This is a genomic window from Streptomyces sp. NPDC031225, assembly GCF_055570355.1.
Window position 1 is genome coordinate 157,263 of record NZ_JBVIHJ010000020.1, and the last position, 18,498, is coordinate 175,760.

Annotated in this window: 17 protein-coding genes; 4 read left to right on the forward strand and 13 right to left on the reverse strand. The window is 70.0% G+C overall.

Annotation, left to right across the window (positions count from 1 at the left end; genetic code table 11):
- Position 1 precedes the first annotated feature (1 nt).
- Complete coding sequence (locus ACZ48Z_RS30745; RefSeq protein ID WP_468739140.1) at positions 2 to 853, forward strand: transglutaminase-like and tetratricopeptide repeat-containing protein; 852 nt, start codon at positions 2 to 4, stop codon at positions 851 to 853.
- Positions 854 to 942: 89 nt separating this feature from the next.
- On the opposite strand, the gene ACZ48Z_RS30750 is transcribed toward ACZ48Z_RS30745, so the two are convergent.
- From ACZ48Z_RS30750 to ACZ48Z_RS30785, 8 genes are all read right to left on the reverse strand, one after another.
- Positions 943 to 1,560, reverse strand: a complete 618-nt coding sequence (locus ACZ48Z_RS30750; RefSeq protein WP_468739141.1) for a response regulator — start codon at positions 1,558 to 1,560, stop codon at positions 943 to 945.
- Positions 1,557 to 2,762, reverse strand: coding sequence for a sensor histidine kinase (locus ACZ48Z_RS30755; RefSeq protein WP_468739142.1), 1,206 nt, complete (start codon positions 2,760 to 2,762; stop codon positions 1,557 to 1,559). The genes ACZ48Z_RS30750 and ACZ48Z_RS30755 overlap by 4 nt, the downstream gene beginning before the upstream one ends.
- On the reverse strand, positions 2,759 to 3,499 hold the full coding sequence (locus ACZ48Z_RS30760) for an ABC transporter permease (RefSeq protein ID WP_468739143.1): 741 nt from the start codon (positions 3,497 to 3,499) through the stop codon (positions 2,759 to 2,761). Before ACZ48Z_RS30760 ends, ACZ48Z_RS30755 begins: the two co-directional genes overlap by 4 nt.
- Entirely contained in the window at positions 3,496 to 4,407 is a 912-nt protein-coding gene (locus tag ACZ48Z_RS30765; protein ID WP_468739144.1) for an ABC transporter ATP-binding protein, read from the reverse strand. Before ACZ48Z_RS30765 ends, ACZ48Z_RS30760 begins: the two co-directional genes overlap by 4 nt.
- A gap of 90 nt (positions 4,408 to 4,497) precedes the next feature.
- Positions 4,498 to 7,011: a peptidoglycan binding domain-containing protein gene (locus tag ACZ48Z_RS30770; RefSeq protein ID WP_468739145.1), complete on the reverse strand. Its 2,514-nt coding sequence runs from the start codon at positions 7,009 to 7,011 to the stop codon at positions 4,498 to 4,500.
- 196 nt (positions 7,012 to 7,207) lie between these two features.
- The gene (locus ACZ48Z_RS30775) at positions 7,208 to 7,618 is read right to left on the reverse strand and encodes a DUF6113 family protein (RefSeq protein ID WP_468739146.1); all 411 of its coding nucleotides are present in this window, start codon (positions 7,616 to 7,618) and stop codon (positions 7,208 to 7,210) included.
- Positions 7,615 to 8,472 (reverse strand): N-acetyl-1-D-myo-inositol-2-amino-2-deoxy-alpha-D-glucopyranoside deacetylase, encoded by an 858-nt coding sequence (gene mshB / locus ACZ48Z_RS30780; protein WP_468739147.1) that lies wholly within the window; start codon positions 8,470 to 8,472, stop codon positions 7,615 to 7,617. The genes ACZ48Z_RS30775 and mshB overlap by 4 nt, the downstream gene beginning before the upstream one ends.
- Before the next feature lie 65 nt (positions 8,473 to 8,537).
- On the reverse strand, positions 8,538 to 8,732 hold the full coding sequence (locus tag ACZ48Z_RS30785; RefSeq protein WP_007384493.1) for a hypothetical protein: 195 nt from the start codon (positions 8,730 to 8,732) through the stop codon (positions 8,538 to 8,540).
- 179 nt (positions 8,733 to 8,911) lie between these two features.
- On the opposite strand from ACZ48Z_RS30785, the gene ACZ48Z_RS30790 reads away from it, so the two are divergent.
- Complete coding sequence (locus tag ACZ48Z_RS30790) at positions 8,912 to 11,032, forward strand: S9 family peptidase (protein ID WP_468739148.1); 2,121 nt, start codon at positions 8,912 to 8,914, stop codon at positions 11,030 to 11,032.
- Positions 11,033 to 11,154: 122 nt separating this feature from the next.
- Here ACZ48Z_RS30790 and ACZ48Z_RS30795 read toward each other — a convergent pair whose 3' ends face one another.
- The 4 genes from ACZ48Z_RS30795 to ACZ48Z_RS30810 all read right to left on the reverse strand — a co-directional run bounded on the left by ACZ48Z_RS30795 (position 11,155) and on the right by ACZ48Z_RS30810 (position 15,195).
- A complete protein-coding gene (locus ACZ48Z_RS30795) occupies positions 11,155 to 12,192 on the reverse strand; it encodes an ABC transporter ATP-binding protein (protein ID WP_468739149.1) in 1,038 nt (345 codons plus the stop codon).
- Entirely contained in the window at positions 12,185 to 13,186 is a 1,002-nt protein-coding gene (locus tag ACZ48Z_RS30800; RefSeq protein ID WP_468739150.1) for an ABC transporter ATP-binding protein, read from the reverse strand. The genes ACZ48Z_RS30795 and ACZ48Z_RS30800 overlap by 8 nt, the downstream gene beginning before the upstream one ends.
- A 115-nt stretch (positions 13,187 to 13,301) precedes the next feature.
- Positions 13,302 to 14,279 carry an ABC transporter permease gene (locus ACZ48Z_RS30805; protein WP_468739151.1) on the reverse strand — a complete coding sequence of 326 codons (978 nt, stop codon included), beginning with the start codon at positions 14,277 to 14,279 and terminating at the stop codon, positions 13,302 to 13,304.
- Positions 14,272 to 15,195 carry an ABC transporter permease gene (locus tag ACZ48Z_RS30810; protein ID WP_468739178.1) on the reverse strand — a complete coding sequence of 308 codons (924 nt, stop codon included), beginning with the start codon at positions 15,193 to 15,195 and terminating at the stop codon, positions 14,272 to 14,274. The genes ACZ48Z_RS30805 and ACZ48Z_RS30810 overlap by 8 nt, the downstream gene beginning before the upstream one ends.
- 282 nt (positions 15,196 to 15,477) lie before the next feature.
- On the opposite strand from ACZ48Z_RS30810, the gene ACZ48Z_RS30815 reads away from it, so the two are divergent.
- Both ACZ48Z_RS30815 and ACZ48Z_RS30820 read left to right on the forward strand, forming a co-directional pair.
- Positions 15,478 to 15,921 carry a hypothetical protein gene (locus ACZ48Z_RS30815; protein WP_468739152.1) on the forward strand — a complete coding sequence of 148 codons (444 nt, stop codon included), beginning with the start codon at positions 15,478 to 15,480 and terminating at the stop codon, positions 15,919 to 15,921.
- 20 nt (positions 15,922 to 15,941) lie between these two features.
- Complete coding sequence (locus tag ACZ48Z_RS30820; RefSeq protein WP_468739153.1) at positions 15,942 to 16,556, forward strand: hypothetical protein; 615 nt, start codon at positions 15,942 to 15,944, stop codon at positions 16,554 to 16,556.
- A gap of 14 nt (positions 16,557 to 16,570) precedes the next feature.
- Here the strand turns inward: ACZ48Z_RS30820 and ACZ48Z_RS30825 are convergent, their stop codons facing one another.
- Complete coding sequence (locus ACZ48Z_RS30825; protein WP_468739154.1) at positions 16,571 to 18,211, reverse strand: peptide ABC transporter substrate-binding protein; 1,641 nt, start codon at positions 18,209 to 18,211, stop codon at positions 16,571 to 16,573.
- Between the last annotated feature and the right edge of the window lie 287 nt (positions 18,212 to 18,498).

Below are 18,498 nucleotides of genomic sequence, written 5' to 3' on the forward strand. Positions count from 1 at the left end.
TATGCGTCCCCCGAATCCGCCCCCGCCCGAACGGTCCGCCGCGCTGCGGAGGCGGTTCGCCGAAGAGGCGCGGTCCGAGCGGCCCGATCTGTCCGCACTGTGTCTGCTGGTGGGGGCGCAGGCGGACGCGGCGCTCGACGAGACCGGCATCGACGCGGCGCAGGTCGAACTGGACCGGCTGGCCGGGCAGTTGCCGTTCCGGCCGGGTGGGCCGCGGTCGTGGGCGGTGTCCCTGCGGGAGCTGCTCGGGGACGGGTGCGGGTTCCACGGGGCGCCCGTGGACTATCAGCGGCTGGAGTCCTCGCTGCTGCACGAGGTGCTGGCGCGGCGGCGTGGGTTGCCGATCCTGTTGTCGGTGGTGTGGATGGAGGTGGCCCGGCGGGCGGGAGCTCATGTGTACGGGGTCGCGCTGCCGGGGCATTTCGTCGTGGGGTTCGGGCCGCCGCAGGAGCAGGTGCTTGCCGATCCGTTCGACGGGGGGCGGGTCTTGAGCGGGGGCGACGCGGAGTTGCTGGTCGCCGGGGCGACGGGGGGTTCGCTGGATGCGTCGATGCTGGGTCCGGCAGACCCGCTGGACGTGGTGCAGCGGATTCTGAACAACGTCCGCGCGTGGGCCGCGGCTCGGCCGGAGCGGTCGGATGTGGGGCTGTGGGCCGTGGAGCTGGCCCTGTTGCTGCCCTCACATCCGGCGCGACTGCGGTACGAGCGGGCGCAGTTGCTCGTGCAGCGGGGTGACTTCGTCGAGGGGGCCGGGGAGTTGGAGGCGTACGCGGGGGTGGTGGCCGCGGTGGACGAGGCGGCGGCGGATCGTCTGCGACAGCAGGCGCGGGCCGCGCGAGCGCGGTTGAACTAAGGCCGTCGTAGCGTCTGCAGGTCCGCTGTGGCTGGTCGCGCCCGCGCGGCGGAGCCGCATATCGATACAGCCCCGCGCCCCTAAGTGGGTCACAGCCAGCCTTTTTCCCTTGCGATGCGGACTGCCTCCGCCCTGTTCCGTACCGCCAGTTTCTGGATCGCTGTGGAGAGGTAGTTGCGGACCGTGCCCTGGGAGAGGTGAAGTGCCCTGGCCAGTTCGGCATTCGTGGAGCCGTCGGCCGCCGCTCGCAGGATCTCCCGCTCCCGGTCCGTGAGCGGGTTCGCGCCCTCGGCGAGGGCCGCTGCCGCCAGGGTGGGGTCGATGACCCGCTCCCCCGCCAGTACCTTGCGTACCGCTGCCGCCAGTTGGGCCGCCGGGGCGTCCTTGACCAGGAAGGCGTCGGCACCCGCTTCCATCGCGCTGCGCAGGTAGCCGGGGCGGCCGAAGGTCGTGAGGATCACGAGCTTCACCGACGGGAGTTCCCTGTGGAGCTGGGCCGCGGCCTCTATGCCCGTCGCGCCCGGCATCTCGATGTCCATGAGGGCCACGTCGATGTCGTGGGCGCGGGCCGCCGCCAGGACCTCGTCGCCGCGGGCCACTTGGGCGACGACCTCGATGTCGTCCTCCAGGCCGAGCAGGGCGGCCAGGGCCTCGCGGACCATCGACTGGTCCTCGGCGAGCAGGACCTTGATCGTGCGGCTCGTCATGAGGCGGATCCTACGTCGGCCGCGGAACCGGCGGGCACGCGGGCGACCAGGCGGAAGCCGTTGCGGTTGCCGGTGGCCTCCAGGGTGCCGCCGGCCTTCTCCAGGCGTTCGGTGAGGCCGGTGAGGCCGTTGCCGGGGCCATCGCCCGAGCCGCCGGAACCGTCGTCCTCGACGCGGAGTTCGAGCCGGGCCCCGTCGAGGGTCTGGCAGCGGAGCAGCTGCACCGTGCAGGCGCGGGCGCCGCTGTGCCGCACGACGTTGGTGACGGCCTCGCGCAGGGCCCAGGCGAGGGCCGACTCGCTCTCCTCGGGGACGCCGGTGAGATCCGGTTCGGAGGGGAGGGACGCGGTGACTCCGGCGGCCGTCAACGCGACCTGCGCGCCCGCGAGTTCCGAGGCCAGGCGGGCGCGCCGGTAGCCGGTGACGGCCTCCCGGACGTCCACCAGGGCCTGGCGGCTGACCTGTTCGATGTCGGCGACCTGCTGGGCCGCCTTGTCGGGGTGGGCGGGGAGCATCCGGCCCGCCAGTTCGCTCTTCAGGGTGATGAGGGACAGCGAGTGGCCGAGGAGGTCGTGCAGGTCACGGGCGAGGCGCAGCCGCTCCTCGTTCGCGGCCAGTTGGGCGACGGTCGCGCGGGCCTTGCGCAACTCCACCGTCGTGCGCACGAGTTGGCGGACGCCGGTCATGGAGTAGCCGACGAGCAGCACGACGAGGAACAGTCCCCAGGCCGAGTCCGGGTCGGTGCGCAGGCCCACCAGCACCAGCGAGAGGGTGTTCACCGGGATCGCCCAGTACGCGGCCCGGAGGGGGAAGGTGACACCGCAGGCCACGGAGACGTACACGAACAGTCCGAGCCAGGAGCCGCCGAGGCTCAGGGTCAGGACGATCGCGAGCAGCCAGAGCACGCCGACCAGGGCGCAGACCGTCCGGCCGGGGAACGCCCGGCCCATGTTCCGGAAGACCAGCGCCAGATAGGTGCCGGTGAAGACCGTCAGGCCCGTCCAGCCCGCCACGGTGGCCGAGTCGGTGTGGTGGCCGGAGGCCAGGTCGCGCACCGGTGAGCTGAGGAAGACCAGCCACGGCACGATCCACACCAGTTTGCGTATGACCTCGGCCCGGTTGCGGGGCGGCCGGCCGATGCGCACCAGCCGCCCCGCACGCGCTTCCTCGTCCCCGCCCAGCTCGTCCGTCATCGCGCTCACGCCTTCAACGTGTCCTTCCGGTACAGCCAGGCCGCGCCGCCCGCGAACAGGACGAAGTAGACGGCCAGAATGGCGATGTCCTGTGCGTGCGGGGCGCTGCTCTGTTCGATGGCCCGCCCGAGGGCAGCGTACGCGTGCGTGGGCAGCCACTTGGCGATGTCCTGGAGCCACTGCGGGAAGGTCGTCGTGGGCATCCACAGGCCGCCCAGTATCGACAGGCCGAAGTACGTGATCATCGTGATCGGGCGGACCGCGTCCCCGGTCGCGAGGTAGCCGATGGCCACGCCGAGCGCGGCGAAGACCAGGCTCCCGGCCCAGATCGCGCCGGTGAGGGCGAGCCACTGCCAGGCGTCCAGGCGTACGTCCTTCACGACCGCGGCGACGACGAACACGACCACGATCGAGGGCAGGCTCACCACGGCGGCGCTCGCCGTCTTGGCGAGGACATAGCCGCGCCCCGGGAGCGTGGTCAGTCTCAACTGCCGTACCCAGCCGCCCTCCCGCTCCTTCGCGATGCGCTCGCTGTTGCCCATCAGAACGGCGGTCAGGGCGCCGAAGGAGGCCATCGAGACCATCATGTAGGTCGCGACCGTCAGGCCGGTGCCGTCGACCTTGTCGGTGGTCCCGGAGTTGCCCGCGATGATCAGGAACAGCAGCGACGGGTACATCACCGAGAAGAACAGGAACTTGCGGTTGCGCAGGGCGCGGGTGAGTTCCAGCTTGATCAGGCTGTTCATGACTGCTTGGCCTCCTCGGCCTCGGTGATGGCGACGAAGGCCTGCTCCAGGCCGAGCCCGGCGACTTCGAGGTTGCGGGGGTAGACGCCGAGGCCGTACAGGGCGTGGACGGTCGCGTCGGCGTCGGTGGACTGGATGCGGACGGTCTGGCCGGAGATGTCCATGGAGGTGAGGAACGGGAGCTCGCGCAGGGGCCCCTCGTCGATCGCGCCCTCCAGGTCGAAGGCGATCCTGCGGGCGCCCGCCTTGGCCTTGATCTCGGCGGCGGTGCCGTCGGCCAGGAGGCGGCCCCGGTGCAGCACCAGCACCCGGTCGGCGATGGCGTCGGCCTCTTCGAGGTAGTGGGTGGCGAAGAGGACCGTACGGCCCTGGTCGGCCTGTTCGCGCATGGTGGCCCAGAAGGCCTGGCGGGTGGTGACGTCCATGCCGGTCGTCGGCTCGTCCAGGACGATCAGGTCGCTGTCGCCGGCCGTGGCGAGGGCGAAGCGGACGCGCTGGGCCTGGCCGCCGGAGAGCTTGTTGACCTTGCGGTCGGCGATCTGGGCGACTCCGGCCCGGGCGAGTACATCGCTCACGGGGTACGGCTTCGGGTGCAGGGCGCAGGCGAGCTTCACCAGTTCGGCGACGGTGACCTCGTCCATCAGGCCGCCGCTCTGGAGCATCGCGCCCACGTGCCCGGCGACGATCGCCTCACGCGGGGTGGTGCCGAAGAGGCGGACCGTGCCGCTGTCGGGCTGCTTGAGGCCGAGCAGCAGGTCGAGGGTGGTCGACTTGCCGGCGCCGTTGGGGCCGAGCAGCGCCACGGTCTCCCCCGGGCGCAGGGTCAGGGCCAGTCCGTCCACGGCGCGTACGTCGCCGTATGCCTTGCTCACCTGGTCGAACGCGACCACCGGGGCTGTCGTTGTCATACGGCCATGATGGCTTCGCGGGTGTGGCCGCGGGCAGTGTCGGCCGTCCGGAGTGCCGCATGACAGATGTCATACGGCACTCCGCGCGGATCAGCTCGGGTCGGTGTCGATGACCACGATGCGGGCCGCCGCCGTCTTGCCGCGCAGCGCCTTGCCCAGTGCGGACGCCACGTCCTGCGGCAGCACGTCGCGCTTGCCGCTCGCGCCGTTGACCTTCACGCCGTCGAAGGTCGTGCCGTAGGCCTCCTTGAGCGCTTCGAGGTCGTACGTCTCCACGAGCTTGCCGTCGACCGCCTTGAAGCCGAGGATCTTCGGCAGGGACAGCGAGCCGAAGTCGATGCTGTGCGCCGCGTCGGTCCGGATCGTGACGCGCTCGGACATCGCGGGCTGCGCGAACTCCTTCATCATCCGGTCGACCTCGGCGTTGGAGATCGTCGGCTGCTTGGTGGTCGTCGGCAGCGTCACCGAGCCGGCGGTGCCGGTCTCCACCTGGGTGCGGTACGCCTCCTCGACCGCGGTGGTCGACCGGGCGACGTCGATGCCCTTGCCCGCCTTGCCGTACACGGCGACGGCCTTGCCGTTCTGGAACTTGATCGTGCCGTCGGTGGCCGAGCCGGAGACGCCGGAGACGTCCTTCAGGGCCGCCTGGAGCTTCTCCTCGTCGACCGGCATGACCGGGTCGACGATCCGGTGGTTGCCGAACAGGGAGCCGATGACCGAGACCGGGTTGTAGTCGCTCTTCGCGGCCGCGGCGACCGTGGCCTGGTCGTCGAGCTGGAGTCCCGCCTGGTCAGGCTTGAGCGGGACGGTGGCGCCGCCGACCGACAGCTTCAGCGCCTCGCTGACCCGGTCGCCGAAGGCGTCGTCGAGCTTCTTGACGGCGTCGTCACGGGTGCCGCCGCCGATGTCGACGCCGAGCACGGTGGTGCCCTTGGGGACGTCGGACCGGTTCATCAACAGGCCCGCGCCGTAGGCACAGACGCCGAGGAGGACCACGGTGCCGCCGACCAGCGCCAGCTTGCTGCGGCCCTTCTTCTTTTTCTTCTTCGACGAAGCGGCCGGCGCGTCCTGGGACTTGGTGTCGGGCAGCTTCGGTGCCGTGTGCGGGCCGTCGGTGACGTGTCCCTGCGCGCCGGGGGGCACGACGGGGATGCCGCTGGTGACGGTGTGCCCGGAGACGTTGTCCTGGGCGCCGTAGCCGGGGGCTCCGGGACCGGGGCCTCCGGGACCGGGGCCTCCGGGACCGGGGCCTCCGGGACCGGGGGCCGGCTTCTGCGGGGTGAGGATCGCGGTGTCGTCGCTCAGACCGCCGCCGGGGCCGAGACCGGTACCGGGGACACCGCCGGGCGTGGGTGCGCCGGGGCCTCCCGGGCGACCGAGGGCGCCGGGGCCTCCGGGAGCGGCCTGGCCGCCGAAGGCGCCAGGGGCGCCGGAGACGCCGCCGGGGCCGGCCTGGCCGCGGTTGCCGCGAGGGCGACCGCCCGGGCCGGCGCCGGGGCCGCCCTGACCGCCCTGGGTGCCGAAGCCGTCGGAACCGTTGAAGGACTCGCCGCCGAAGGCCTCGGCCCTGGCGAAGGGGTCCGCTCCCGGGGGCAGGGCGATCTGGCCGTCGCCCGTGACCGGGCCGCCGGTCGGGCCCGTGGGCCCCTGCGGTCCGCCGAAGCCGCCGCCGTAGTCGACCCGGCCGCCCTGGCCGCCGTAGTCGATCTGGCCGTTCTGTCCGCCGGGGGCCCCGGGGCCGCCCTGCGTGCCCTGCGCGCCGAAGCCGCTCTGCCCGTTCCGGCTGTCGCCGCCGGGGCCGCTCCGGCCCCCGAAGCCGCCCTGGCCGTTCTCTTCGGCCGGGCCGCCGGGGACGGTGCCGTCCTCCGCGAAGTACGGGAGGTCGTCGCGGCGCGGTTCCGCACCGCGCGGGCCGGCGTTCAGGGCCTCGGTGACGTCGAAGGAGCCCGTGCCGCCGCCGTGCCCGGGGGCCACGGGGCCGCCGGTGGCACCCGCCATGCCGGCACCGTTCGTACCGCCGGCGCCGTTCGTGCGAGAGCCGCCCGGCACGCTCATCGAACCGACCACTCCACCGGGCCGGCCGGTGGCGGGACGCGCACCGTGACGGGGACCGGATGCACCGGCACCCGGACCCGCACCACCCGGCGCACCCGCGCCCGAACCGCCCGGCAGACCGGCCCCGTTGGTGGCATCCGCGCCCGGACCGCCCTTGGCGGGGCCGGACTTGCGGGGCGCGAACCAGTCGCTCGTCTTCTCGTCGGCGCCTGGCCCGCCCGGTTCGGCGGGCAGCGCGACGGTGCCCGTGGTCGAGGAGGGGCTCTCCACCGCCTCGGCGACGGGGGCGCTGTCACCGGAGTTCGGCGCCTCGGCGACCGGCTGGCGCACGACGACCGGCGGAATGGGCCGCGATCCGGGGATGTTGATCCGGATCCGGGTCGTCAGCGTCGTCTCGGTCTTGCGCTCCTCCGGCTGCGCGGCCGAACGGCCCGCGTCCGGACCGCCGTCGGAAGCCATGGGCGTCCCGTAGGGCGGCGTACCCGAGGGGTAGGCGGCTCCGCCGCGCCCGTTGGGCCCGGAGGACGGACTGTCAGTTTCACGACTCAAGGCAGGTTCTCCCGGTTGGCTCCACCGCCCGTTTCGACCTTCACTGCGAGTGGGGGTCCCCCGGCCCTGTTGGTTTCGGGGCTGGAGGATGCTCGGCGGCGCGCACCACCATACTGGCCACTTCTGGCCCGTATCCCACGACCGCCGTGGAAACCCACACGGGACTCGCACGCCCGCGATGCGGAGAAGTGGTACGTCACTTGCCAAGTCGGACGGCGTCGCCGTCCGGTTGCCGCCCTTGTCCAAGGGTGGCGCAGATCACAGCAACAGCCATGCCGCCGAGCAGGAAGAGATAGGAGCCGCTTCCTGCGGCGAAGACGAAGTCGCCCTCCGGACGGCTGGCGGTGAGGAAGATGACGGCGACCATCCAGCCGCCGGCCGGCGCGACGGCCCCGGCCCGGCTGTCGGCGGCGCGTGCTCCGCCGAGCAGGAGCCCGGCCTCTCCCAGCAGCGCGAGCAGCAGTCCGCCCGGGAACCAACTGCCCTGCATCAGCGATCCGGCGAGCCCCACGACCGCGCCGAGCACGAAGAGGCCGAGGTAGGCGGCGGCTCTTCCCGCGGACGGGCGCTGCAGGGGCTGGGCCAGCATCGACGTACGGTCGCTCATGACGCGCCCTCGATCCCGGAGAACAGGTCGGTCTCCCTCATGCTCCCGCCTTCCCCTCTTACCAATTCGTAGTACTCGGTGGTGAAGAGGGGTTGCGCGAGTTCGTTGGAGAGCGCGAAGTACGCCCCCGACACATCGATCTGGGTCGCGTGCGCGGTCATCGCGGCGCTCTTGGCGGCGGCGTACGCCGTGCCGTCGATCTCCGTGGTGATCCGCTCGTCGTCCACCACACCCGGTACGTCGTCGAGGACGCCGGCCTTGGTGAAGGGAAGGCCGGGCAGGTCGGTGTGGAGCCGGCTGAAGGCCTGCTCGCCGACCGTGCGCGGGACGCGGTTCCAGTAGACCTTCTCGATCCGCCAGCCCCCGTCGGCGGCGAGATCGACCGCGCGCATGGCGACGCGGTGGGCCTGGATGTGGTCGGGGTGGCCGTATCCGCCGTTGTCGTCGTAGGTGACGAGGACCTGGGGGCGGACCTCCAGGATCACCTCGGCGAGATGTGCGGCGGCCCGGTCGACGTCGGCCTGCCAGAAGCAGGCCGGGTCGTCGTTCTCCGGGAGACCCATCATTCCGGAGTCCTGGTAGCGCCCTGCGCCGCCGAGCAGCCGGAAGTCCTCGACGCCGAGCGCACGCAGGGCCGCGGTGAGCTCGCCCCGCCGGTGCTCGCCCAGGGCGGCGCCGGTCAGGTGCCGCAGCCCGGGCGGGATGACCTCGCCGAGTTCGCCGAGGGTGCAGGTGACCAGGGTCACCCGGGCACCCTCGGCCGCGTACCTGGCCATGGTCGCGCCGTTGTTGATCGACTCGTCGTCCGGGTGCGCGTGCACCAGGAGAAGACGCCGGGCGGGCTGTTCCGTCATGGCCCCAGCCTACGAGGAGCCACCGACAGTCCAGCGCAGCCGGGTCGCCGCAGTGAGTGGCCGGGTCAGAACTTGATGCTGCCGATCATGCCCGCGATGTTGGTCGTCAGCTCACTGATCGTCGGTGCGATCGAAGAGGCGGCGAGATAGAAGCCGAGCAGGATGCACACGACGGCATGCCCGCCCTTCAGTCCCGACTTCTTGACCAACAAGAAGACGATGATCGCCAGCAGCACCACCGCCGAAATCGAGAGTGCCACGGCGGTTCACCTCCAAAGATCCCAGGGACGCGGGGGGGGTCGGACCAGGGGGGCAGATAAATCCATACGTCAGCCAGCAGGTTCATACCCACTATGCGGTAGTGATCATAACTATCCGGGCCTGCGCATCCGTCGGCGCACGGCCGCACAAGGGGGCGCATGGCCAATATGGTCGGGGCATGACGACCGAGCCTGACTCCTTTCCCCGACGGCACGCCCGTACCCAGCGCTTCACGCTCGGCGCGCCGCGCGCGTTCACCGTGGCGCCCGACGGTTCGCGGGTCGTGTTCCTGCGCTCGAACTCCGGCACGGAGCAGGCCGGTTCGCTGTGGCTGCTCGACACGGCGGGCGGCGGGGAGCGCGTGGTGGCCGACCCGAGCGCCCTCCTGGGCGGCGCGGCGGAGCGGCTCTCGCCCGAGGAGCGGGCCCGGCGCGAGCGCAGCCGCGAGGGCGGCGCCGGCATCGTCGGCCATGCCACCGACGCCGCCGTCGAGTTGGCCTCTTTCACGTTGTCAGGGCGGCTTTTCGCAGCGGAGCTCCGAGCCGGCACGACACGTGAACTGCCCGTCCCCGGGCCGGTGATCGACCCGCGCCCGGCCCCCGACGGACGGCACATCGCCTACGTCGCGAAGGGCGCCCTGAGGGTCGTGGGCGCCGGGGGCGAGGACGACCGGGCCCTCGCCGAACCGGACGGGGACCAGGTCACGTGGGGCCTCGCCGAGTTCGTCGCGGCCGAGGAGATGGGCCGCTCACGGGGGTTCTGGTGGTCGCCGGAGTCGGACCGGCTGCTGGTCGCGCGGGTGGACGAGACGCCCGTGCAGCGCTGGTGGATCTCCGATCCGGCCCACCCTGAGCGTGATCCACATCATGTCCCGTACCCGGCGGCGGGCACCGCCAACGCGGACGTACGGCTGTTCGTGATCGCGCTCGACGGGACGCGCACGGAGGTCATCTGGGACCGCGGGCGCTATCCGTATCTGGCTCGTGTGCACTGGTCAGCGGCGGGTGCTCCGCTGCTGCTCGTACAGGCGCGCGACCAGCGCAGCCAGCTGTTTCTCGCGGTCGCCCCGGAGACCGGCGCGACCCGGATGGTGCACGCGGACGAAGATCCAACTTGGCTGGATCTTTTCCCTGGGGTGCCCTGCTGGAGCCCCTCCGGGCAGCTCGTGCGGATCGCCGACGAGGGCGGCGCGCGGGTGCTCGCGGTCGGTGAACGCCTGCTGACCGGGCCGCAGTTGCACATCCGCGCGGTTCTGGACGTGGGCCGGGACGACGTGCTGGTCTCGGCGTCGGCCGGCGCGGAGGCCGCAGCCCCGGAGACGGGCGAGGTGCACGTCTACCGGGTGAACGAGCTCGGAATGGAGCGTGTGTCGCAGGAGCCCGGCGTGCACTCGGCGGTGCGCGCGGGGGGCGTGACCGTGCTGGTGTCCGCGACGCCGGACCGGCCTGGCACCCGCGCGCGAGTGCTGCGCGGCGGCAAGGAGACGGCGACTGTCACGTCGTATGCGGAAAATCCCGGTTTGACCCCGCGCGTGACCCTCACGGAGGGGGGCGCACGGAAGATCCCGTGCGCCGTGCTTTTGCCGCAGGACTACGCCGGAGACACCCCGCTTCCGGTTTTGCTGGACCCGTACGGGGGTCCGCACGGTCAGCGGGTGGTCGCCGCACACAACCCGCACCTGACCTCGCAGTGGTTCGCCGACCAGGGTTTCGCGGTGGTCGTGGCCGACGGCCGGGGCACTCCGGGGCGCTCCCCCGCCTGGGAGAAGGCGGTCCGGGACGACCTCGCGGCGGTGGTCCTCCAGGACCAGGTGGACGCCCTCAAGGCGCTCGCCGGGGACTTCCCGCTGGACCTCTCCCGGGTCGCGATCCGCGGCTGGTCCTTCGGCGGCTACCTGGCGGCGCTCGCCGTGCTGCGCCGGCCCGACGTGTTCCACGCGGCCGTGGTCGGCGCCCCGGTCAGTGACCTGCGCCTGTACGACACCCACTACCAGGAGCGCTACCTCGGCCACCCGCAGGAGCAGCCGGCGGTCTACCGCCGCAACTCGCTGGTCGGCGACGAGGGCCTGGTCGACGCGGCCGAGCCGCACCGCCCGATGATGATCATCCACGGGCTGGCGGACGACAACGTGGTCGTCGCCCACTCCCTGCGCCTGTCCTCGGCCCTGCTGGCCGCCGGCCGGCCGCACGAGGTGCTCCCGCTGTCCGGGGTGACCCACATGACCCCGCAGGAGACGGTCGCCGAGAACCTGCTGCGGCTCCAGCTGGACTTCCTGAAGCGGTCGTTGGGGATGGCGTAGGCACGGCAACGGGCCGGAGCGACATGGCGCGCTCCGGCCCGTTTACGGCACCCGCACGGCCGTACGTTCCTCAGCCTGACGCGTCCGTATATCGGAAACGGGTCGGCGAAGTTGCCTCCGTGTTACTCCGGGCCCTCGGCCGGGACGACCTGCTTCTCTTCGGCGAAGTGACAGGCCGAGTCGTGCGCGGCGGGCCCGCTCACCGACCGGAACTCCGCCGGTACCGCCAGCAGCGGGATCTCCAGCGCACAGCGCTCCTCGGCCTTCCAGCAGCGGGTGCGGAAGCGGCACCCGGACGGGATGTTCGTCGGCGACGGGACGTCGCCCGTGAGGATGATCCGCTCCCGGTGCTCCCTGGCCTCCGGGTCGGGCACCGGCACGGCGGACAGCAGCGCCTGGGTGTAGGGGTGCGTCGGATGGTCGTAGATCTCGGCGTCGCTGCCGATCTCGACGATCCGCCCGAGGTACATCACCCCGACCCGGTCCGAGATGTGCCGGACGATCGACAGGTCGTGCGCGATGAAGAGGTACGCCAGCTCGAACTCGCTCTGCAGGCGGTCGAGGAGGTTGATCACCTGGGCCTGGACGGAGACGTCGAGGGCGGAGACCGGTTCGTCGGCGACGATGACCTCCGGGCGCAGTGCCAGGCCGCGGGCGATGCCGATGCGCTGGCGCTGGCCGCCGGAGAACTGGTGCGGATAGCGGTTGATGTACTCGGGGTTGAGCCCGACGACGTCCAGGAGGTCCTGGACTCTCCTGCGGCGGTCGCTCTTGGGGGCCACCTCGGGGTGGATGTCGTACGGCTCCCCGATGATGTCGCCGACCGTCATGCGGGGGTTGAGTGAGGTGTAGGGGTCCTGGAACACCATCTGGATGTTGCGGCGGACCGACTTGAGCGCCCTGCCGGACAGCTTGGTGATGTCCTCGCCCTTGTACTTGATCGACCCGGCCGTCGGCCGCTCCAGGTTGACGAGCATCTTGGCAACGGTTGACTTGCCACAGCCCGACTCCCCGACGATGCCGAGGGTCTCCCCCTTGCCAAGGGCGAAGTCCACACCATCAACAGCCTTGACGGCACCTACCTGCTTCTTGAACAGGATGCCCCGGGTCAAGGGATAGTGCTTGACCAGTCCACTCACTTCCAGGATCGGCTCAACCATTGAGGCACTCCCTCCAGAAGTGGCAGGCACTCGTCCGTCGGCCGTCAATGTCATCAACACCGTCAACACGATCAACGTCGTACAGAGGTGGTACGTCCGTGCGGCACACGTCCTGAGCCATCGGGCAGCGGGGGTTGAACGCGCAACCCGGCGGGATGTGCATCAAGTTGGGCGGCAACCCCTTGATCGCGTACAGCTCCTGCCCCTTCTGGTCGAGACGGGGGATGGAGTCGAGGAGTCCTCGCGTGTAGGGGTGGGCGGGTGCCTTGTAGATGTCGTGGACGGGAGCGTGCTCGACGATCCGGCCGGCGTACATGACGGCGATCCGGTCGGCCACGTCCGCGACGACACCGAGGTCGTGGGTGATGAGGATCAGCCCCATGCGGTACTCGCGCTGCAGTTCCGCGAGCAGCTCCATGACCTGGGCCTGGACGGTGACGTCCAGCGCGGTCGTCGGCTCGTCGGCGATGATCAGCGCGGGTTCCAGCGCGAGCGCCATCGCGATCATGATGCGCTGGCGCATACCGCCGGAGAACTGGTGCGGATAGTCCCGCACCCGCTCCTTGGCGGCCGGGATGCGGACGTGGTCCATGAGCTCGACGGCCTTGGCCCGCGCGTCCTTCTTCGACATGCCCCGGTGCACGACGAACATCTCGCCGAGCTGGTCGCCGACGCTCAGCACGGGATTCAGCGAGGACAGCGCGTCCTGGAAGATCATCGCCATCTCGGCGCCGCGGACCCTGCGCCGCTCCTCCTCCTTCAGCGTGAGCAGGTCCCTGCCCTGGAAGAGGATCTGGCCGCCGGTGATCCGCCCGGGAGGCATGTCGAGGATCCCCATGACGGCCTGCGCGGTCACCGACTTCCCGGACCCGGACTCCCCGAGCACCGCGAGGGTCTCCCCCGCGTCCACGGCGTAGTCGACCCCGTTGACGGCCTTGGCGACTCCGTCCCGGGTCCGGAACTCCACGTGCAGGTCACGTACTTCCAGCAGCATGGCGCCTCTCTTCGGCTTGGGGGCGAAGGGCAAGGGCGGAACCGGATCGGCCCGGAGACCGGCCCACGACCGCCGCCCAGCCGCCGCTCGCGCACACGGTCGACACCACGTCCGCTCACCTCAGCTTCGGGTCGAGGGCGTCACGGACCGCGTCGCCGAGCATGATGAACGCGAGGACGGTGACACTCAGAGCGCCGGCCGGCCACAGCAGCATGTGCGGAGCGGTGCGGATGTCCTGGGAGGCCGCGGAGATGTCGATGCCCCAGGAGACGGTGGGCGGTCGCAGTCCCACTCCGAGGAACGACAGCGTCGCTTCGAGCGAGACGTACGTGCCCAGGGCGATGGTCGCCACGACGATCACCGGCGCGACGGCGTTCGGGGCGACGTGCCGCAGCAGCATCCGGCCGTTGCCGGCTCCCAGGGCCCGGGCCGCCTGGACGTAGTCGTTCTGTTTGGCCGTCAGGACCGCGCCGCGCGCGATGCGCGCCACCTGGGGCCAGCCCAGCAGGACGATGAAGCCCACCACCGGCCAGATGGTGGTACTGGTGACGACCGAGAGGAAGACGAGCCCGCCGAGCAGGACCGGGATGCCGAAGAAGATGTCGGTGACGCGGGACAGCAGCGCGTCCCACCAGCCGCCAAAGAAGCCTGCGAGTCCGCCGAGCACGCTGCCCAGCAGGGCCACTCCCAGAGTGGCGCAGACACCCACCGTCACGGAGGCGCGGGCCCCGTGGACGGTGCGGGTGTAGACGTCACAACCCTGGGTGTCGAATCCGAAGGGGTGGCCGGAGGCCGAGCCTTCCTGGGAATGGGCGAGGTCGCAGGAGAGAGGGTTTCCCGAGGCGATCAGCGAGGGCCAGACCGAGATGACCACCAAGAAGGCGATGAGCAGCGCGGACACGATGAAGACCGGGTTGCGCCGCAGCTGGTGCCACGCGTCCGACCAGAGACTGCGCGCCTTCGCCTCCTCCGGCTCCTCGGGCGGGCCTTGCGGCGGCGTGGAGAGGGACGTCGCCTCGCTGAGCGCGAGGTCCATCGCACCGCCGGCGCCGGTGGCCGCGATCGCCTCTCGGGGGTCCTGGGGTTCAGACATAGCGAATCCTCGGGTCGAGAACCGCGTACAACAGGTCGACCACGAGGTTCGCCAGCAGAAAGACGACCACCAGGATCGTCACGAAGCCGACGACGGTGGGGGCGTTGTTGCGCAGGATCCCTTGATAGATCTGAAATCCGACTCCGTGAATGTTGAAGATGGTCTCGGTGACGATGGCACCGCCCATCAGCGCGCCGATGTCGGTACCGATGAAGGTGACGACCGGAATCAGTGAATTCCGCAGCAGATGGCGGGTGATGACGCGGTGTCGGGGAAGCCCTTTGGCCACGGCGGTTCGCACGTAGTCCGCCCGCGAGTTCTCCGCGATGGAGGTTCTGGTCAACCGGGTCACGTAGGCGAGCGAGACCATGGCCAACACGACGCCGGGCAGGATGAGTTCATTGAGCGGGGCGTCGCTGGAAACCGTAGGGCGGACGATTCCCCATTTCACGCCGAACAGGAACTGAAGCACATAGCCGGTGACGAAAGTCGGGACGGAGATGACCAGCAGGGTGGCGAAGAGGGTCGCGCTGTCCACGAGATGCCCCCTCTTGAGCCCGCCGAACACGCCGAGGGTGACGCCCACGACCAGTTCGATGAGGATGGCGACGACGGTGAGCCGCAGCGTGACGGGATAGGCGTCGGCCATCAGTTCCGTGACCTTCTGCCCGTTGAAGGCAGTACCGAAGTCACCCTGGAACAACTGGCCCATGTAGTGCAGGTACTGCTTCCACAGCGGCTGGTCCAGGTACAACTCCTCGCGGATGCGCGCTGCCGTGGCGGGGTCGGGGGCTCTGTCCCCGAAGAGGGCCGCCACCGGGTCACCGAGCGAGTAGACCATGAAGAAGATGAGGAAGGTGCTTCCGAAGAACACCGGAATCATCTGGAGCAGCCGGCGGATCACATAGCTGCCCATGCGGCCCTCCACAGATCGGCACGGCACGATGGTGTGAGCACCGATTCCCTCCTTCGGACCGCCGACGACATCCCAGTCCAAACAAACCCGATCGAGACAAAGGCCGCACCTCCGGTACCGCCTTTCGTGGCGGGTCGGCACCGGCCGCTCACCCGGACGGGCGATCTCCATCGAATTCTCTTACTGCCCGCGGTAATTGATCGGCATTCAGATATTCATGGTTGACTCACAGGAAATCGCCTGGATAACGTCTCGGTCCAGACCAGTAAGAAGGGGGAATTCATGTCACATCTGACCAGACGAGCCATGATCACCGTCGCCACCATGGGCGCCGTCATCACGACGACCCTGACCGGAACGGCCCATGCCGTGGACGGCGACCAGTGGACGTGTCATCACGCCAGTTCCGCCAGTCCGAACGACAAGGGGGGACGCGACTCGTACGTCACCCACGTGAATCCGGACAACGGGGACCGCGCCGGAATGAACTTCACGGCGAGCAGCGAAAAAGTGCTGCAGTGGAACGACAGCAAGGACAACGTCGACTTCTACGCCAACTTCTATTCCGGCACCAAGATCGTCCTGACCTGGCACTGGAACATGGAGGGGCGCGAGAAGGACAAGACGTATGACTTCGACCGCCCCGAGGGCCAGAAGGTGCAGCTCGAAGTGACCCACTGGCAGCCTTCCAAGGGTGGCTGCATGGACAAGGGCGGCGTCACCTGACGGCCCACCGGGTCCGCGCCGTGGCGGTCACGACGGCCTGTGTCGTCGTGGCCGCCGCGGCCTGCTCGTCCCGGTCGCCGTCCTCAGGTGTCGGCGACCCCGAGCAGGCGTCGCCCTGTACCGCGGCCTTCGAGTGGGACATCTCCCGGTCGTGGCGCCTGATCACGCTCGACGACCTGGTGAAGGTGCAACGCGGCGACACCCTGAAGATCCGGGCGAGACCCTACAAACCCCTGACCTCGGAGGTGTCCGTCTCAGGCAGCCGGAACGCGCCCTCCTCCTCCGAAGTGCTGACCGCCCTGCGCGAGAGGACCGGCACGCCGCTCGCCGCGCCCGGCGCCTCGACTTCCCGGCTGGCGAGAAAGGCGGAGGTGACGTTCCGGGCCAAGGCGGCCGAGGCCGTCTACTTCCAAGGGCTGGAGACGGTCACCGCGACCTACCGGTACCGCTGCACCGCGGACGGAGCCCGTGCGGACCGGGGGACGGGACACGTCACCTCCTGGAATCCGAGCTCCGTGATCATGGGGCTGATCGACTGCCTGGCACCGGCAGGGGACAACCCCGACAGCGAACCGGCGGAGCTCGCCCTCAAGTTGCGCTGCCCCGGGGACAGTCCCGCGGTACGCACCTCCTGAGGGGAGCCCCCGGGCTAGCCGACCTTGATCTCGTTGTAGACGGGGACGCTGAACGGGTTGAGCTTCACGTTCGAGAGCCGCTCCGAGTAGCCGGCGCTGCCGTTCTGGTACCAGAGCGGGATGGCGGCCATGTTGTCCCGTACGACCTTCTCGGCCTCCTGGAACTTCTCGATCGCCTTGCCTGTGTCGGTCTCGGCGTTGGCCTCGTTGACGAGCCGGTCGAAGTCCTTGTTGGACCACTTGCCGTCGTTGGAGGAGGCGTTGGTGAAGTAGAGCGGCTGGAGGAAGTTCTGGATGAGCGGGTAGTCCATCTGCCAGCCCGCTCGGAAGGGACCGCTCATCTTCTTCGCGGTGATCTGGCTGCGGAAGTCGGCGAAGGTACCGACCGGGTTGCCGACGCACGCCTTGTCGTTGCCGAGCGCGTTGTTGATGGAGTTGCAGACCGCGTCGATCCACTGCTTGTGGGAGCCGGTGTCCGCGTTGTACGTGATCTTGACCTGGCCGCCGGGGATGCCGCCACCCTCCTTGACGAGCTTCTTGGCCGCGGCCGGGTCGTAGTCGCAGGCGTCCCCGCACAGACCGTCCTTGAAGCCGCCCTCCTCGCCGAGGACCGGGGAGGTCCAGTCGGTGGCCGGGGTGCGGGTCTTCTGGAAGATCGTCTCGGTGATCTGGTCACGGTTGATCGCCCGGGACAGGCCCGTGCGAACCTTCGCCATCCCGGCGGTGTTCCACTTCTTGTCGTAGAACGGGAAGGCGAGGGTCTGGATGATCCCCGCGGGGGTGTTGATGTAGCGGCCGCCAAGGTCGCTCTTGGCGTTCTTGAGCTGGGCGGCCGGGACGTCGTCGACCAGGTCGAGGTTGCCGGCCATCAGGTCGGTGTAGGCGGTGTTGTTGTCGGTGTAGACCTTGAGGGTCACACCGCTGTTCTGGGCCTTGTCCGCACCGGGGTAGGCGTCCCACTTCTTCAGGGCCATCTGCGAGCCCTTGGTGTACGAGTCGATGGTGTACGGCCCGTTGCCGACGGGCTTCTTCAGCCAGGCCGCGTGGTCGGTGAAGAACGCCTGCGGGAGCGGGGCGTAGGCGGGGTAGCCGAGGGTGTCGGGGAACGTCGAGAACTTCTGGTTGAGCTTGACGCTGAAGGTGTTGGTGCCGGTGACCTTCAGTCCGGAGAGCGTGTCGGCGCTCTGCTTGGCGCCCTCCTCCGGGTGCGTCTTGTCATAGCCGTCGATGTAGCCGAAGAAGTAGGCGTTCTTCTGGTTGTTCTTGAGGGAGGCGCCGTAGTTCCAGGCGTCCACGAACGACTTCGCGGTGACCTTCTCGCCGTTGCTGAAGGTCCAGCCGTCCTTGACCGTGATCGTGAAGTTCTGCGAGTCGCTCGTCTCGATCTTCTCGGCGAGCATGTCCTCGGCCTTGCCGGTCTCGGGGTTGTACTTCTTGAGGCTGCGGAAGATCATGTCGAGGACCTTGCCGCCCTGCACCTCGTTGGTGTTGGCCGGCTCCAGCGGGTTCTGCGGGTCGCCCCAGGAGGAGCTCAGCGTCGCGCTGCCGTCACCGCTGCCGCCGCTGCCCCCGCTGTCCCCACCGCCGCAGGCCGTCGCCGCGAGGGCTACCACCGCCGCGCATGCGGCCCATCTGGCCTGCGTGGCTCCACGCATGGAGTGCCTCCTCAAGACTGATCCGTTACCGGCCAATATCGAATGAAGAGGGGCATTTCGCATGTCCGGCTAGGCCTTTGGAGGCAGGGTGCCGGTATCGGTGGGCCGCAGTGACGGCGGGTCAGGGGACCGGGACAGCGACACACCGGGGGCCACCGAGCCGATGCGCTGACGTGCGAGGGGCGTATCCGCTACGAACGACGCGCCGACCTCCATCAGTGCCTGCTCGAACTGGCCTGCAGCCTCGTCGGACTCCGTCGTCTGCGCACCTCACGATGAAGCGAGCG